The organism is Motilibacter aurantiacus (assembly GCF_011250645.1).
GTDB lineage: Bacteria > Actinomycetota > Actinomycetes > Motilibacterales > Motilibacteraceae > Motilibacter_A > Motilibacter_A aurantiacus.
On record NZ_JAANNO010000001.1, the window covers coordinates 744,883 to 759,649 of the forward strand.

The 14,767-nt window shown below is 75.9% G+C and carries 13 protein-coding genes and 1 tRNA gene; 5 read left to right on the top strand and 9 right to left on the bottom strand.

All coding sequences use genetic code 11. The annotated features are described in order from the left end of the window. Positions 1-48: 48 nt before the first annotated feature. Positions 49-477: a cyclic nucleotide-binding domain-containing protein gene (locus G9H72_RS03445; RefSeq protein WP_166167315.1), complete on the top strand. Its 429-nt coding sequence runs from the start codon at positions 49-51 to the stop codon at positions 475-477. A gap of 268 nt (positions 478-745) precedes the next feature. Here the strand turns inward: G9H72_RS03445 and G9H72_RS03450 are convergent, their stop codons facing one another. Together G9H72_RS03450 and G9H72_RS03455 are read right to left on the bottom strand one after the other, a co-directional pair. Beyond that, complete coding sequence (locus tag G9H72_RS03450; RefSeq protein WP_166167318.1) at positions 746-1,540, bottom strand: class I SAM-dependent methyltransferase; 795 nt, start codon at positions 1,538-1,540, stop codon at positions 746-748. A 101-nt stretch (positions 1,541-1,641) separates the two neighbouring features. Beyond that, positions 1,642-2,076 (bottom strand): CBS domain-containing protein, encoded by a 435-nt coding sequence (locus tag G9H72_RS03455; RefSeq protein ID WP_166167321.1) that lies wholly within the window; start codon positions 2,074-2,076, stop codon positions 1,642-1,644. 173 nt (positions 2,077-2,249) lie between these two features. Between G9H72_RS03455 and G9H72_RS22780 the strand changes: the two genes are divergently transcribed. Beyond that, complete coding sequence (locus G9H72_RS22780; protein ID WP_166167324.1) at positions 2,250-4,499, top strand: diguanylate cyclase; 2,250 nt, start codon at positions 2,250-2,252, stop codon at positions 4,497-4,499. On the opposite strand, the gene G9H72_RS03465 is transcribed toward G9H72_RS22780, so the two are convergent. The 3 genes from G9H72_RS03465 to G9H72_RS03475 all read right to left on the bottom strand — a co-directional run bounded on the left by G9H72_RS03465 (position 4,465) and on the right by G9H72_RS03475 (position 6,920). Then, positions 4,465-5,400, bottom strand: coding sequence for a hypothetical protein (locus G9H72_RS03465; protein ID WP_231126191.1), 936 nt, complete (start codon positions 5,398-5,400; stop codon positions 4,465-4,467). The genes G9H72_RS22780 and G9H72_RS03465 overlap by 35 nt on opposite strands. Positions 5,401-5,478: 78 nt before the next feature. Further along, the gene (locus tag G9H72_RS03470; protein ID WP_166167327.1) at positions 5,479-6,294 is read right to left on the bottom strand and encodes an SRPBCC family protein; all 816 of its coding nucleotides are present in this window, start codon (positions 6,292-6,294) and stop codon (positions 5,479-5,481) included. Further along, positions 6,291-6,920, bottom strand: a complete 630-nt coding sequence (locus G9H72_RS03475; protein WP_166167330.1) for an ArsR/SmtB family transcription factor — start codon at positions 6,918-6,920, stop codon at positions 6,291-6,293. The genes G9H72_RS03470 and G9H72_RS03475 overlap by 4 nt, the downstream gene beginning before the upstream one ends. Positions 6,921-7,110: 190 nt before the next feature. Here G9H72_RS03475 and G9H72_RS03480 point away from each other — a divergent pair, with 190 nt between their 5' ends. Together G9H72_RS03480 and G9H72_RS03485 are read left to right on the top strand one after the other, a co-directional pair. Beyond that, complete coding sequence (locus tag G9H72_RS03480) at positions 7,111-7,623, top strand: sigma factor-like helix-turn-helix DNA-binding protein (RefSeq protein WP_331271933.1); 513 nt, start codon at positions 7,111-7,113, stop codon at positions 7,621-7,623. After that, positions 7,620-8,276: a zf-HC2 domain-containing protein gene (locus G9H72_RS03485; protein WP_166167336.1), complete on the top strand. Its 657-nt coding sequence runs from the start codon at positions 7,620-7,622 to the stop codon at positions 8,274-8,276. Before G9H72_RS03480 ends, G9H72_RS03485 begins: the two co-directional genes overlap by 4 nt. Positions 8,277-8,412: 136 nt before the next feature. Here G9H72_RS03485 and G9H72_RS03490 read toward each other — a convergent pair. Together G9H72_RS03490 and G9H72_RS03495 are read right to left on the bottom strand one after the other, a co-directional pair. Next, positions 8,413-8,486: transfer RNA gene (locus G9H72_RS03490), tRNA-Thr, on the bottom strand. Positions 8,487-8,543: 57 nt separating this feature from the next. Further along, complete coding sequence (locus tag G9H72_RS03495; protein ID WP_331271934.1) at positions 8,544-10,133, bottom strand: alpha/beta hydrolase; 1,590 nt, start codon at positions 10,131-10,133, stop codon at positions 8,544-8,546. Between the two features lie 218 nt (positions 10,134-10,351). Here G9H72_RS03495 and G9H72_RS03500 point away from each other — a divergent pair, with 218 nt between their 5' ends. Then, positions 10,352-10,705: a hypothetical protein gene (locus G9H72_RS03500; RefSeq protein WP_166167338.1), complete on the top strand. Its 354-nt coding sequence runs from the start codon at positions 10,352-10,354 to the stop codon at positions 10,703-10,705. Positions 10,706-10,773: 68 nt separating this feature from the next. Here G9H72_RS03500 and G9H72_RS03505 read toward each other — a convergent pair whose 3' ends face one another. Next, the gene (locus G9H72_RS03505) at positions 10,774-11,940 is read right to left on the bottom strand and encodes a DNA polymerase III subunit delta' (RefSeq protein ID WP_166167341.1); all 1,167 of its coding nucleotides are present in this window, start codon (positions 11,938-11,940) and stop codon (positions 10,774-10,776) included. Next, complete coding sequence (gene tmk, locus G9H72_RS03510) at positions 11,937-14,726, bottom strand: dTMP kinase (protein WP_196790633.1); 2,790 nt, start codon at positions 14,724-14,726, stop codon at positions 11,937-11,939. Before tmk ends, G9H72_RS03505 begins: the two co-directional genes overlap by 4 nt. Positions 14,727-14,767 lie beyond the last annotated feature (41 nt).

A 14,767-nucleotide genomic window follows, 5' to 3' on the forward strand; every position in this document is an offset into this window, starting at 1 on the left:
GACGCCGAAGGCCTCCCGTCGCGGCCACCCCGCCGCTAGCCTGACCGCGTGCCGGGCCGGGCCGTGGCGCTGGGCGCCACACTGCGAGCGCTGTTGCGCGGCCGGGTCGCGCGCCCGCACACCTTCCGCGACCGGGTCGACCTGCTCCGTGCGGTCCCCGGCCTCGGGACCCTGCCCGAGGCCGAGCTCGAGCGGCTGGCCCTGCTCCTGGTGCCGCACGTCGTCCACGGGGGCGAGGACGTGATCCGGCAGGGCGAGATCGGCAGCGCCTACTGGATCGTCTGCCATGGGGCGGTGGACGTGATCGTCGACGACGAGGTGGTCTCGACCCTGGGCCCGGGGTGGGGCTTCGGCGACCTGGCCCTGCGAGGCGGGATCCCGCGCTCCGCGACCGTCACCGCGCACGGGCCCACCACGCTCTACTCCCTGGGCCGGTCCGAGTACCTCGCGGCGCTGCAGGCCGCCGGGAGCCCGTAGCCCCTTGGACGTCGTCGCGCTCGTCGAGCGACAGCCAGGCCGTGCGGGTGCCGGCCGCGCGCAGGCCGGACAGCAGGGCTACCACTCTCCAGTCACCCCGGGCTCCTGTCCGCGTGCGTCGTGCGTGGCGATCGTCCGACGCCGACAGGCGGGGCTCAGCGGCGCAGCGCCTCGCACGGCGGTCCCCGCCACGCCGCGCGACGCAGCCGTGCCTGTCGCCGCCGTCGCCGCCGTCGCCGCCGTCGCCGCCGTCGCCGCCGAAGGACGCTCAGCCCGCGCGCAGCCCGCGGGCCTGCCGCACCGCCTGACGCACGGTCCGGGTGGCGGCACGCCGCAGCCCGCGCCGCCGGGCGCGGTAGCTCTTGGGGTGCTCGAGGGCCTCGGCCATCTCGACCAGCGCGCGATCCCGGGACATCCAGGGGCGGCGGGCGCGGCGCAGCGCGCCCCAGACCGGGGAGCGCAGCAGCGCCTCCGGCGGCAGCGCCTCGACGCGGTCGGGGAAGCTCCCCGCGGCGCCCGCCGCGTGCTTCGTGACGATGGCGTCGTAGCGGTCGAGCAGGACGGTGCTCTCGGGGTCGAGCCCGGTGAGCAGCAGCAGCCCGCGCGGCCCGGTGTCCACCGGCAGCAGCGTGAGGTCGGGCCGGTGCTCGCGCAGCACCGAGACGATCCCGTGCGCGTCGTACGCCCCCGTCCCGTCCGTCGAGACCATCCCGTCGAGCACCAGGACGCTGCTGGGGCTGGCCGACAGCTCGAGGTTGATGACGTCGCGCAGCGCCGGCTGCAGGCTGCTCCGGCCGCGCACGAACGCGAGGTCCACGGGCGCGCCGTGGAAGTGCGCGAGCGGCTCCGGACGGGCGAAGTAGTCGTCGCTCGTCGTCCGGTACAGCGCGACGTCGCAGCGGAGGGGGGCGGTGATCGCGAAGCCGGGGTCGATGCCGATCGACCGCGCCCGCGACAGGGCCAGGGCCCCGCCGTCACCGACGCCGATCTCGAGGTACGCCGCCGGCCGCAGCGCGCCGTGCAGCCGTCCGAGGAACTCCAGGTCGGGCAGCTGGCCGGGCAAGAGGCTCCTCGTCAGGCGTCGTGCAGGGACGGCCGCCCACCGGGGGGCCGCCGCGCACGCTAACCCGCGCCCCCGCCCCGGCCAAGCAGGCGCGCGGCGCCTCAGCCGCTGGAGCTGATGTAGCCGATCAACTGCTCGCGCTCGGACTCCAGCTCGTCCATCCGCGACTTCACCACGTCGCCGATGCTCACGATGCCGACGAGCGCGCCGTCCTCGAGCACGGGGATGTGGCGCACGCGGCGCTCGGTCATCTGCGCCATGACCTGGTCGAGCCCGTCCCCGGGGCCGGCCACGGTCAGCTCCGTGGACATGATGTCGCGCACCGGCGCCGGCAGGACGCCGGGCCCGCGGTCGGCCAGAGCACGGACGACATCGCGCTCGGAGGCCACGCCGACGACGCTCATCGCGTCGTCGGTCACGAGCACGGCGCCGATGTTGTGCTCGGCGAGGGTGGCCAGCAGTCCCGCGACCGTGAGGTCCGGCGGGACGGTGACCACGGCCGAGCCCTTGCGGTGGAGCACGTCGCGGACGTACATGGCGCCTCCTGACGCGACCGTCTCGCCGAGCTGCTTACCGGGAAATGTAGTGCCGGGCCGAGGCCTTGAACAGGTGCAGCGGCAGGCTGGGCCCGGGGCTGCTTGCTGCCGTTTGCTCAGGTGTGCCCCACCGCGGCCGATGGCTGGACGTTGGGTAGTGAGCGAGGAGTGTCGTGAACGGGATTTCCGAGGTTCTTGCCGGCGGCAGCGTCCGCAGCGTCTTCCAGCCGATCGTCGACCTCGACAGCGGGTCGGTCGTCGCGTACGAGGCGCTGGCCCGCGGCCCGCGGGGCGAGCTCGAGCGCCCTGACCTTCTCTTCGCCGCGGCCCGCGCCGAGGGCCGGCTGGCCGAGCTCGACGAGCTGTGCCGGCGCGCGGCCCTGCGCGGCGCGGTCGAGGCCGGCGTCGTGCTGCCCCTGACGCTGTTCGTCAACGTCGAGCCCGAGGTGCTGGACAGCGCTCCCCTGGAGGAGCTGCTGGCGATCAGCGTCGACGCGCCCGGCGGGATGCAGGTGGTCCTGGAGATCACCGAGCGCGCGATCGGGACGCGGCCGGCCGAGCTGCTCGCGACCGTGACCCGGCTGCGCGAGGCGGGCTGGCGCATCGCGCTGGACGACGTCGGTGCCGACGACCTCTCGCTCGCCTTCATGCCGCTGCTCCGCCCCGACATCGTCAAGCTCGACCTCCGCCTGGTCCAGCAGCGCCCCGGCCCCGCCGTGGCCGAGATCATGAACGCGGTGAACGCTTACGCCGAGCGGACCGGCGCGCTGATCCTCGCGGAGGGCATCGAGGACGAGTCCCACCTCGCCGTGGCGCGTGCGCTCGGGGCCCGGCTCGGGCAGGGCTGGATGTTCGGCCGCCCCGCGGCGACCCTGAACCCCACCCTTCCCGTGAGCTCGCTCGACCTGCCGCCGGCCGTCGCCTTCACGCCGCAGGCCTCGCCCTTCGAGTGCGTGCCCGAGAGCACCCCCCTGCGCCGCTCCACCAAGCCGCTGCTCATCGAGCTGAGCAAGCACCTCGAGCGCGAGGCGCTGCGGTTCGGCTCCACCTGCATGGTCGTCGCCGCGTTCCAGGAGGCGAAGCACTTCACCGTCTCGACGACCCAGCGCTACCGCGAGCTCGCGGAACGGACCGGCTTCGTGGCCGCGATCGGCGAGGGCCTGTCCGCCGAGCCCGCCGCCGGCGTACGCGGCGCCGACCTGCCCGCCGACGACAAGGTGCGCGGCGAGTGGGACATCGCCGTGCTGTCGCCGCACTTCTCGGCCGCGCTGCTGGCCCGCGACCTCGGCGACCGGGGCCCGGACCTGGAGCGGACCTTCGAGTTCGCGCTGACCTACGACCGCGACGTCGTCGCCGACGCGGCAGCGGCGCTGATGGCCCGCGTCCTGCCGCAGGACCCGGCCGCGCTCGAGGCGCTGCGGGCGACCGCGGCCGGCCTGCCGTCCGCCCAGCCGACGCAGGCCGGCCCGGCGCACCGGACGCGCGAGACGGACTCCGAGCGGACGCTGCGCCGCGCGCTCGCCGCGACGGCCAACGGCGTGACGATCTCCGACGTGACGCGACCGGACCAGCCGCTGATCTACGTGAACACCGCCTTCGAGCGGCTCTCCGGGCTGCGGGCCGAGGACGTCATCGGGCGCAACTGCCGGTTCCTTCAGGGTGAGGGCACCGACCGTGATGCGGTGAAGCGGCTGCGCGAGGCCATCGCCGACGGCCGGGAGATCCGCGAGACGATGCTCAACTACCGCGGGCCGGAGCGCACGCCCTGGTGGAACGAGATCTACCTCGCGCCGGTCTTCGACGACACCGGCCGCGTGGTGCAGTACATCGGCGTGCAGAACGACGTGACCGCGCGGGTCGAGGCCGAGGCCCGGCTCACCCGCGAGCGGGAGCGGGCCGAGGCGTACGCGGCCGAGATCGAGCAGCTGGCCTGGCGGGACCCGCTGACCGGCGTGCTCAACCGCCGCCGGGTGCAGGAGGCGCTGGAGGGCACGATCCTGCACTCGCAGATGAGCGACACCGGCGCCGCCCTGCTCTACCTCGACCTCGACGGCTTCAAGGGGGTCAACGACGACTTCGGCCACGCGGCCGGCGACGAGCTCCTGCGCGTGACCGCCGAGCGGCTCCGGGCCCGGCTGCGCCGCGGGGACCTCATCGCCCGGCTCGGCGGCGATGAGTTCCTCGTCATCCTGCCCGGGCTGGACCAGGCGTCGGCGGGCGTCGAGGGGCGGCGGGTGGCCGACGAGCTGGCGGCGATCCTGTCCGAGCCCGTCCGCACGGGACGTGGGCTGGCCCGGGTCCGCGCGAGCATCGGGGTGAGCTCGTTCCCGCAGGACGGCAGCGGGTTCGACGAGCTGCTGCACGCGGCCGACACCCGGATGTACGCGATCAAGAACGCGAACCGGAGCTCCGGGCTGCACTGACCTCCGGCGGCGGCGCGCCCTGCCGGTAGACCCGCGGCCGCAGCCGCTGCCCCGCGCCCGGGCCGAGCACCACGTCGAAGCCGAGCGGGGCGAGCGCCTCCCGTACGCGCTCGACGGGCAGCGACCCGTGCCGCTCGACGACGAGCCGCAGTCGACCGTCGACGCCGCTGCCCGCAGTGCGGTGGACCGCGAGGATCGTGGTCGACATCGGCTCGTGCAGCGGGTAGCGCGCCCGCGCGACGGCCTCGTCGCGGTGGGCGAGGAGGCGGACGCGCGGGTCGGCGCCGAACTCGGCGGCCAGGGCGGCGCCGCGGTGGTGCGCAGGCTCGTCGGCCGCGCCGGAACGGTGGCGGGAGCGGTTGGCCGACGTGATGTAGAGCAGGTCCGTGCCGGCAGCCGTCAGGGCCGCCGCCAGGAAGTCGTTGCTCGGGCAGGAGTAGCCCGGCGCGATCACCTGCGCGGTCCGTACGCCCTGGTCGGGCTGGGTGAGGTGGTCGGGCACGTCGTCGGCGGCCGGCCCGCGGAACCCGAAGGGGCCGACCCGGAAGAGCGCGTCCACGATCTCGAGCACGTCGTGGCGGGACAGCTCCGGCGGCAGCCGTCGCCAGTCGAAGACGAAGGGGACCCGCGACGGTGTCGTGGTGACGCTGCCGACCTGGCCGCCCGGCCGGCCCTTGAGCAGGTTGACGGCCCGGACGGACCCGGCGTCCGGACGGGTCGAGATGGCGTAGAAGTTCGCGAACCCGTGCGCGACCACGCCGCCCTCGGCGAGGGAGCGCGCCGCCACCGCCCGGTGCACCTGCTCGTCCAGGTAGAGCCAGGCCCGCTTCTCCTGCACCCGCGCAGGAGGCAGCGGCCGGGCCGCCGGCGCGGTCGCGATGCCGGCCCCTGTGTCGGACATTCGGTGCCCCCTCGTGGACGGCGTCCCCTGCGGGACGCGCTCGGGAGGCAGAGGCGCCGGCACCGCGGTCGAGATACATCAGCCGAGCGGCTCGAGCCCTTCGACGTGCCCGGCGAGCCAGGCCGACCACAGCGGGGCCTCCCGCTCGGCCACCGCGTCGCCACCGGGCCCGTAGAAGTAGCCGCGGACCGCTGCCGTCGCGTCCTCGTGGGCGAAGGCGCCCAGCTCGAGCAGGCCCGGATGCGGCGCCTCGACGAGCAGGCACACCGACCGTGAGCCGGTCTCGACCACGCTGCCGACGACCTGGGGAAGCGGGGAGCCGAGGCGTACGGGCGTCCCCGGCGCGGCCTGCGCGAGGCCGAGCCGGCCGAGCAGCTCGGCGCCGACGTCGTCGGGGTCGCGGCCGGCCACGCGCCCGAACACCAGCATGGACGCGGCCCGCCGGCCGGGGAAATGGGTCAGCGCCAGCCGCAGGTTGCGCAGCGCCGCCACCCAGCCCTCGTCGGTGCCTTCGAGCTGCTCCTCCCAACCGTCCCCGCCCCGGAAGAAGCCGCTCGTCAACCGGACGAGGCAGGTGCCGCCGTCCCGGGCCTCGACGAGCAGCTCGGTCGACCACGTGGGCACCGCGGGCGACTCCGGGCCCCAGCCCGGCTCGTCGTACGCGAAGCGGTGCGGCGGGTCCCAGGCGGTCACCACCCCTTCGGAGTCGCCGTACGGGCCGTGGTGGGTCACGATCCGCCCGCCCTCGCGCCCCTCCACCTGTGCGGGCACGAACCAGGTCGAGATCCCGGGGCCGGTGGCGATCGCCTCCCACACCTGCTCCGGGCTGCCCGGCACCTCGACCTCGTGCGCGCTGACGCGCGCCGTGGGCTCCTCCGGGTCGTAGTGGCTCACCGGTCCTCCTCCTGGGCTGCCGGGGTGCCCGCCGGCGCCACGTCGACGTCTGCGGGAACCGGGTGCACACCGACCAGCAGGCGGTGCCACCGGCCGTCCGGAGCGGACTCGTCGTGGTACCTCGCCGCGAGGCGCACGACGGTGGACGCCAGCTCCTCGGCGAACGCGGCTCGGTCATCGGGTGAACGGAACTGCAGGCTCGTGTCGAGCGCTAGCACCGGCAGCCGGGCGTCACGGCCGGCAGCGCTCGCCAGCATGCCGCCGATCTCGCGGACCAGCCGGGCGGCCAGTGCGACGAGGTACGACGCGGAGAGCCGGTCACCCGACGTTCCCGGACGCGCGGCAGCGGCGCCGAGCGCATCGGGTGAGACGACGTAGCCGGCCGCCGACGCCACCAGCCGGCGCTCGGTCAGCCCACCCCACAGCCGGGTCTCCGCGACCTCGACGAGGCCCTGCTCCTCGAGCCGGCGCAGGTGGTAGTTGACCTTCTGCCGGGCCAGGCCCACGCGCTGCGCGAGCTCGGCCGCCGACGCGGGCGCGCGCAGCTCGGCGAGGAGCCGGGCGCGGACGGGGTCCAGCGCGGTGGCCGCTGTCGCGGGCTCGGCGATGACCTCGACGGAGCGCACGGCTCAGCCTCGCCCTTGACAAGATGACTTGTCAAGGGGTCCGGCGCCGGGACCGCGCGGTCGTCGGCGCCACCGCGTCGTCCTTCGTTGATGGCCCGGATGAACCGGCCGCCCGCCCCGGGCGTATCCCGGGTGTGCGGCGTGTGTCGGGGGCTCCCACCGGGGGCCGGTCATGAGTAGCCTCGCGGCCGTGAGGGCGCGCGACGACGACCTGCTGCGCACGCTCCACGCCGAGCACGGCGCCGCGCTCTGGTCCTACGTCGTCGGGCTGACCGCGGGCGACGGGACGCGCGCGCAGCACGTCGTGGAGGAGACCCTGCTGCGGGCCTGGCGAGCCCCCTGGCTGCTCACGCAGCCCGGCGTGTCGGCCCGCGGCTGGCTCTTCAGCACGGCGCGTCACCTGGCCTCCGACGGCACCGGGCGCTCCCGGCCCGGGCTGCACGTCGCCGAACAGCGCAAGCCCGGGTCGGCCCGGGGCGTCCCCGCCCCCACCACGGCACCCGACCGCCAGCTGGTCCTCGCCGCCCTGCGCGGCCTCGCCCCGGAGCACCGCGAGGTGCTCGTCGAGTGCCACTTCGGCAGCGCCTCGGTGGCGCAGGCCGCCGAGCGGCTCGGCCTCCCGCCCGCCGAGGTGAAGGCCCGGATCCGGGACGCGCTGCACGCCCTGCGCCGAGCGGTCACGGAGCTCGGGGGCAGGCCGTGACCGCGCTGGACCCGTTCGAGCTCGACGACGGCGCCTACGTGCTGGGCGCCCTCTCGCCGCAGGAGCACTCCGCGTTCGAGGCCCACCTGTCCGGCTGCGCGCAGTGCCGGGAACGGGTACGCCGGGCCCGCGAGGCGAGCTCGCTGCTCGAGCGCTTGCGCCTCGTCGACCTGCTCACCGTCGCGCCGCCCCCGCCGCTGCACGGGGGCCTGTCCTCCGCAGCCGGCAGGAGGCGTACGCGCCGTCGGCTCGCCCTCGGCGTCGGAGGCCTCGCCGCGGCTGCCGTCGTCGCGTTCGGCGCCCTCGTCGTGCCCGCGCTCGTCCAGGACGACGGCCCCACCGTCCGGGCGATGACCCCGCTGGTCGACACGCCCGTGCGCGCCTCGGCGGCGCTCGCGCCCAGGAGCTGGGGCACCGAGATCGAGATCGACTGCGAGTACGACGACTCGGTGCCCACGACGCTGCCCGAGCGGCTGGAGTACGCCGTCCGCGTCGTCGCGCGGGACGGCGCGCAGCAGACGCTCGGGACGTGGGCGATCTCGCGCGGGGACACCGCGACGTACCGGACGGGGACGTCGCTCGCGAGGGACGAGATCGGCTCGGTGGAGGTGGTGACGACGAAGGGGCGGGCGATCCTCAGCCTGAGCGAGTAGCGCCGCCCGGCTCGGCAGGCCGGCCGCAGGCGCCGACGCCGTCGTCGTGCCGGCCGACCGCGCGACCAGCGGTGCACCGGCCCCTGGAACGACTCAGGGCGCCCACCTGCCGAGGTGGGCGCCCTGAGTCCGAGCGAGCCGCCTATCGGAATCGAACCGATGACCTACGCATTACGAGTGCGTCGCTCTGGCCGACTGAGCTAAGGCGGCAGCACCACGACACGGGGCCGAGGCACGAAGCAAGAGTGTAGCGGGCGCCTCGGGCTGTCAGCAGCGCGTCCCCTCGGCCGGCAGCGTCCCGTCGACGAGGTACGCGTCCACCGCCTCGTCGACGCACGTGCTCCCCGACGCGTACGCGGTGTGGCCGTCACCGTCGAAGGTCAGCAGCCGCCCGGAGTCCAGCTGGCCGGCGAGCGCCTGCGCCCACTCGTACGGCGTCGCGGGGTCGCGGGTGGTGCCGACCACGAGGATCGGAGCCGCGCCCGCCGCGGAGATGGCGTGCGGCTCGGTGTCCGAGCGGGCCGGCCAGGTGGCGCAGGGCAGGCTGCTCCAGCCGAGGAACGCCCCGAAGGTGGGGGCCTGCTGCTCTGCGGCCTCGGCCCGCTGGCGCCAGACCGCGAGGTCGGTGACGGCCGAGGGCTTGTCCAGGCAGTTGACCGCGTAGATGACCTCGTTGCCGTTGGAGCCGTAGGAGCCGTCCTCGCGCCGGTCGGTCTGCGCGTCGGTGAGCGAGAGCAGCGTCGTGCCGTCGCCGTCGAAGGCGTCGGCCAGCGCGACCTCGAGGTACGGCCAGAAGTCCTTGCTGTAGAGGCCGGTGGCGACGCCGAGGGCAGCCAGCGACTGGGTGAGCTCGCGGCCGTCGTCGGTCTCCAGCGGCCGGCGGTCCACGTCGTCGAGCAGCTGGCGGATCTGCGCCAGCCCCGCCTCGCGGTCCCCCGTCAGCGGGCACTCCTCCTGGCCCAGGCAGTCCTCGACGAACGCCCCGAGCGCCGTCTCGAACCCCTTGGCCTGGCCGAGGTTGAGCTCCTCGTCGCTGAGGGTCGGGTCCAGCGCGCCGTCGAGCACCAGCCGGCCGACCTTGTCGGGGAACTGCTCGGCGTAGACCGCGCCGAGGTACGTCCCGTACGACTTGCCGAGGTACGTGAGCGTGTCCTCGCCGAGCGCGGCCCGCAGCACGTCCATGTCCCTGGCCGCGTCGGCCGTGCCCACGTGCGCGAGCAGCTGCCCGGACCTCTCCTCGCACCCCTCGCCGATCAGCCGGCTCTGCTCGGCGAACTCCTCCTCCTCGGACGGGTCGTCGGGCGAGGCGTCGACGGCGAGGAAGGTGTCGGTCTGCGCGTCGCTGAGGCAGTCGACCGGCGCGCTCGTCCCGACGCCGCGCGGGTCGAAGCCGACGATGTCGAAGCGGGAGAGCAGCCTGGTGGAGTAGTTCTCCGCGCTGCGGGCGTAGTCGACACCGGAGCCGCCGGGCCCGCCCGGGTTGACCAGCAGCGAGCCCATCCGCTCGCTCTTGCTGCCCGCCGGTCGGCGCACGACCGACAGCTCGATGTCGCCGTCACCGGGGGCCGCGTAGTCGACAGGGACGCGCAGCTTCGCGCACTGGTAGCTCTCGCCGCAGGCACCCCAGCTGAGCTCCTGGCCGTAGTACCCGGCCAGCGCCGCGTCGCCCTCCGCCGGCGCGGCGCTGCCGGCGGTCGTCGGGGGCTGCGACGGTGCCGCGGCCGGGTCGTCCCCGTCACCGCCGGTGCAGCCGCTGACCAGCAGGACGGCCGCCAGGACCCCGCAGCCGATCAGCCGAGGCCTTCCTGCGCGGCGCGGTCGGCGGGCGGCACGGGCGGGACGACGGCGAGTGGGCACCCGCCCGAGCGTACGCAACGGCCCACCCCGCGCGGATCGTCCGTCCCGCGGCACGGGCGGCGCAGCATGCACCTCCCGCGGCGAGGTGCCGGGTATGCTCCCATTTCCCCTCCGGAGCCGCGAGACGCGCGCCGGCGAGGAGCCTGAAGCAGCCCGGGCCTTGCACAGCGTCTGCCCGCCCGCCTCCGACGGCGCGGCTGCCCTTCCGGAGCCCTGCGTTGAACCAGTTCCTGCGCCTCGACCCCCGCGAGACCCTCGCGAGCCCCGTCCAGCCCGCCGCCGAGGCGACCGAGGCGTACGGGCGCTCGCTCGCCGTCCTGAGCGCCGCTGAGCGTGCTCTCACGCACCGGCCCACCCCCGAGGTCGAGCGGGCGGTGCTGACCGCCAGCGAGTACGTCCTGGCCTGCCGCGTCCAGGCCTGCCGCGCGCTGCTCACCGCCGGCGTCCGGCTCCCGAGCGAGACGCTGCACCACCTCGACATCGACGAGGAGCTCGTGGGCCTGCCCGCGCGTGGGTGGCTGCCACCGGTGCAGGACGCCGCCCGGGCGCCGGGCCGGCTCACCGCGCGGTAGCGCTCTGGCTGGCGCGCGGGCCTCCACGAGATCGTGGTCGCCGGCTCGCCCCCCGGACGGCGAGCCCGTCAGCCGGCCCGCAGCGACAGGGTCATCGCCTCGACCGCGAGCAGCGGCGCGACGTTGGCGTCGATCGCCGTGCGGCAGGCGAGCACGGCCTCGACCCGGCGCAGCGTCGTCTCGGGCGTGCTGGCCCGCGCCACCCGCTCCAGCGCCGGGCGCAGCTCCTCGTTGACCAGGGTCACGGGAGCGCCGAACTGGACCGCCAGCACGTCGCGGTAGAACGACACGAGGTCGACCAGCGCCCGGTCGAGCGAGTCCCGCGAGGTGCGCTTGGCGCGTGTCTTCTGCTGCTTGCCCAGCTCCTTGAGCTGGCCGGCCGCACCGGCGGGCATCGCCTTGCCGGTGGTGCCCTGGCCGAGCGCCCGCGCCAGCTCGGCGGTCTCCTGCTCGTCGAGCCCCGCCGACTCGGCCGCAGCCTCCTCCGTCGCCGCCTCCACGAGGTTCGCCGCCGCCGTCAGGCAGTCGCCGACGCCCTCGACCTGCTGGGGCACCCGCAGCGCCTCGGCCCGGCGCAGCCGAGCCTGCTCGTCGGTGGCGAGCCGACGGGCGCGCCCGATGTGACCCTGCGACGCGCGGGCCGCGAACGCCGCCATCGCCGGGTCGATGCCGTCGCGCCGGACCAGCACCTCGGCGACGGCCTCGGCCGGTGGGGTGCGCAGCCCGAGGTGCCGGCAGCGCGAGCGGATCGTGGGCAGCACGTCCTCGAGGCTGGGGGCGCAGAGCAGCCAGACCGTGCGCGGTGGCGGCTCCTCGAGCACCTTCAGCAGCGTGTTGGCGGCCTGCTCGGTCAGCCGGTCGGCGTCCTCGACGACGATCACCTGCCAGCGGCCGTCCGACGGTCGCCGGGACGCGCGCTCGACCAGGCCGCGGGCCTCGGCCACGCCGATCGAGAGCAGCCGCGTGGTCACGACCTCGACGTCGGCATGGGTGCCCGAGCGCGCGGTACGGCAGGCAGCGCACTCGCCGCACCCGGTGTAGGGGCACTGCAGCGCTGCGGCGAAGGCCCGCGCCGCCAGCGACCGCCCCGACCCTGGCGGCCCGGTGAAGAGCCAGGCATGGGTCATGGCCGGGCCGCTGCCGCCGGCGAGGATCTCGACCGCCGACGCCGCCGCGGCCTGCAGGGCGGCGACGGTGGGCGCCTGCCCGACGAGGTCGTCCCAGACGCCGCTCATCGCGAGAACCACCCGTGCGGGCGGTTGTCGTCCGGCTCGTCGACGTCGTCCTCCTCGTCCTCGGGCGACATGGAGAAGAGCTCGTCGGCGAGGGAGAGCTCACGCGTCGCGTCGTCCGGCACCCGGGCGGGCTCGGGCTGGCGGGCCGGCTCGGCCTGGCGGGCCACGGCGTGCGCCCGGGTGGCCACCGCGTCCGGCGGCAGGACGGGGAGCACGGTCGTGGCCGTGTCGTCACCGGGAGCCGGCTGCGCCGCGGGGGCGCTGCGGGCCGCGCGCTCGCGGGCCAGCTGGGCCTCGCGCTCGGCGCGCAGCCGGGCCTCCGCGGCCTCCCGCTCGGCGCGCGCGGCCGCTTCCCGCTCGCGCCGGGCGGCCTCCTGCGCGGCGAGCCGCTCCTGCTCGCGGCGCTCGGCCTCCTCGCGCTCGGCCCGGGCGGCGGCCTCGCGCTCGCGGCGCTCGGCCTCCTCAGCGGCCCGGGCGGCCATCTCCTCGGCGCGCAGCCGCGCCTGCTCGGCGGCGACCCGGCGGGCCTGCTCGGCCTCCCGGCGCGCCGCCTCGGCTGCCCGTGCGGCCTGCTCGGCGGTCGCCCGCTGGGCGGCCTCGATCGCCTCGGCCGCGCGCAGCTGCTCGACGCGGCGGGCCTCGGCCTCCTCGGCGCGCTTGCGCTCCAGGGCCTCGTGGCGCTCGGCCTCGAGCCGGCGGCGCTCCTCGGCCTGGCGCTGCTCCTCGGCCTGGCGCGCGGCCTCCTGCTCGGCCGCCTCACGCGGGCTCAGCGGGAGCACCCCGCGCAGGCGCTGCTGGATGACGGTCGTGATCTCGGTCGGCCCCTGGGCGGCGTCCACCACGAGGTAGCGCCGCGGCGCGGCGGCCGCGAGCTCCTTGAACCGGCGGCGCACGCGGTCGTGGAAGTCGACCGGCTCGGCCTCGAGCCGGTCGGCCCGGCCCTCGTCGCGAGCGGCCCGGCGTGCGGCGCCCAGCTCGGCCGGCAGGTCCAGCAGGACCGTCAGGTCCGGCACCAGGCCCCCGGTCGCCCAGGCGGACAGCCGGGCGACGTCGCCGTCCGGGAGCTCGCGCCCCGCGCCCTGGTAGGCGATCGAGGAGTCGACGTAGCGGTCGCTGATCACCACCGCCGAGCGGGCCAGGGCCGGGCGCACCACGCGCTCGACGTGCTGGGCGCGGTCGGCGGCGTACAGCAGCGCCTCGGCCCGCACGGACAACGGCCCGGTGGTGGGGTCGAGCAGCAGGGCGCGCAGCCGGGTGCCGATCTCGGTCCCGCCGGGCTCGCGGGTCAGCACGACCTCGTGGCCGCGCTCGCGCAGCCAGGCCGCGAGAGCCGTGGCCTGGGTGGACTTGCCGGCGCCCTCGCCGCCCTCGAGCACGAGGAAGAACCCGGCGCGCTCCTCGACCTCACCTGGGCCGGGCAGCCCCTGCCCGCGCAGCGCGGCGACGAAGTCCTTGAGCACCGGGACCCCGCGCCGGTCGTCCATGGTGCGGAACGACGCGAGCCCCAGCGCGGCGCAGAGCAGGCCGGCGAGCAGCAGCGTCACCTCGGCACCGCCGAGGGTCCAGGTGACCGCGTCGGTGGGGTGCCAGGTGTGCGGCCCGATGGCTGCGGCCAGCAGCGGCGCGAGCGCGAGCACGGCGACCAGCACGACCCGGAGCATCACCGTGAGCGAGGCGAAGACCCGCCCGCGGTGCTCGTCGTCGACCTCGAGGCCGATGAGCGTGTAGGCGATCACCCAGGCGACGCCGGTGCAGGCGCCCATCGCGACCGTGAACAGCACCGCGACGGGGAGGTTCGGGGTGAGCGCGATGACCGCGAGCAGGAAGCCGGCGGCCGTGATCGCGAGGCAGAGCAGCCGGCGCCGGCTGAACCCGGCGACCAGGCGCGGGCCGAGGAACATGCCGAGCGCGAGCCCGAGGAAGACGGCGAAGAAGAGCACGCCGTAGCCCGGGTCACCCGCGCCGAGGTCGCGCACGTAGGTGCGGGCCAGGCCGATGACCGCGCCGCCCGCGGCGAACGCCCCGAGCAGCGCCACGATCAGCCCGCGCACGACCTTGGTGCCGCCGAGGTAGCGCCACCCGTCGGTCAGCGCCTGCCACGCCGACGGCTCGCGACCGTCCTCGCCGGTGGCCGGCTGGCGGGCGGGGATGCCCTTGAGCCGGGCGATGACGACCGCCGCGGCGAGGAAGGTGAGCGCGTTGACCCAGAGCGCGATGGCAAGCGTCAGCGGGGCGTCCTGCGCCTGCCCGAGCCCGCCCGTCGGAAGGGTCAGGACGATGAAGAGCAGGGCCGCCAGCGGGGCGCTGCCGTAGGTCCCGGCCAGGTTGAGCTGGTTGGCCGCCTCGAGCCGCTCGCGCGGCACGAGGTTGGGGACCGTCGCCTCCTTCGCCGGGATGAAGAACAGGCTCGCGGCCTCGTTGAGCAGGGTGGCGACGAAGACCCACCACAGCTCGCCGACGAGCGGGATCGACGCGAGGATGACGAAGCGCGCGGCGTTGGCGACCACCATCGTCCAGCGCCGGTCCAGCCGGTCGGCGACGACGCCGGCCAGGGGGCCGAGCAGCATCGCCGGCGCGAGCCGGAGCAGGAAGACGACGGCGACGGCCAGGTTGGCCTGGGTGTAGTCCCCGCCGGCCAGCGACTGGGCGTACGCGGTCATGGCCAGCAGCCCGAGCCAGTCGCCGAGGCTCGCCACCGACAGGGCCACCCACATGCGGCGGAAGGTGTGCAGCGACAGGACCTCGCGGACGTCGCCCGCGAGGCCGGTCACGGCACCCGTGCTCATCGCTTCACCCTAACCAGGAGGCCCGACAGTCCCGCCCGGCG

Excerpts from the sequence above, each read along its gene's own strand:
- G9H72_RS03455 (WP_166167321.1), bottom strand. The coding sequence starts at position 2,076 with ATGTACGTCCGCGACGTGCTCCACCGCAAGGGCTCGGCCGTGGTCACC.
- G9H72_RS03465 (WP_231126191.1), bottom strand. The coding sequence starts at position 5,400 with ATGTCCGACACAGGGGCCGGCATCGCGACCGCGCCGGCGGCCCGGCCG.
- G9H72_RS03505 (WP_166167341.1), bottom strand. The coding sequence starts at position 11,940 with ATGAGCGGCGTCTGGGACGACCTCGTCGGGCAGGCGCCCACCGTCGCC.
- tmk (WP_196790633.1), bottom strand. The coding sequence starts at position 14,726 with ATGAGCACGGGTGCCGTGACCGGCCTCGCGGGCGACGTCCGCGAGGTC.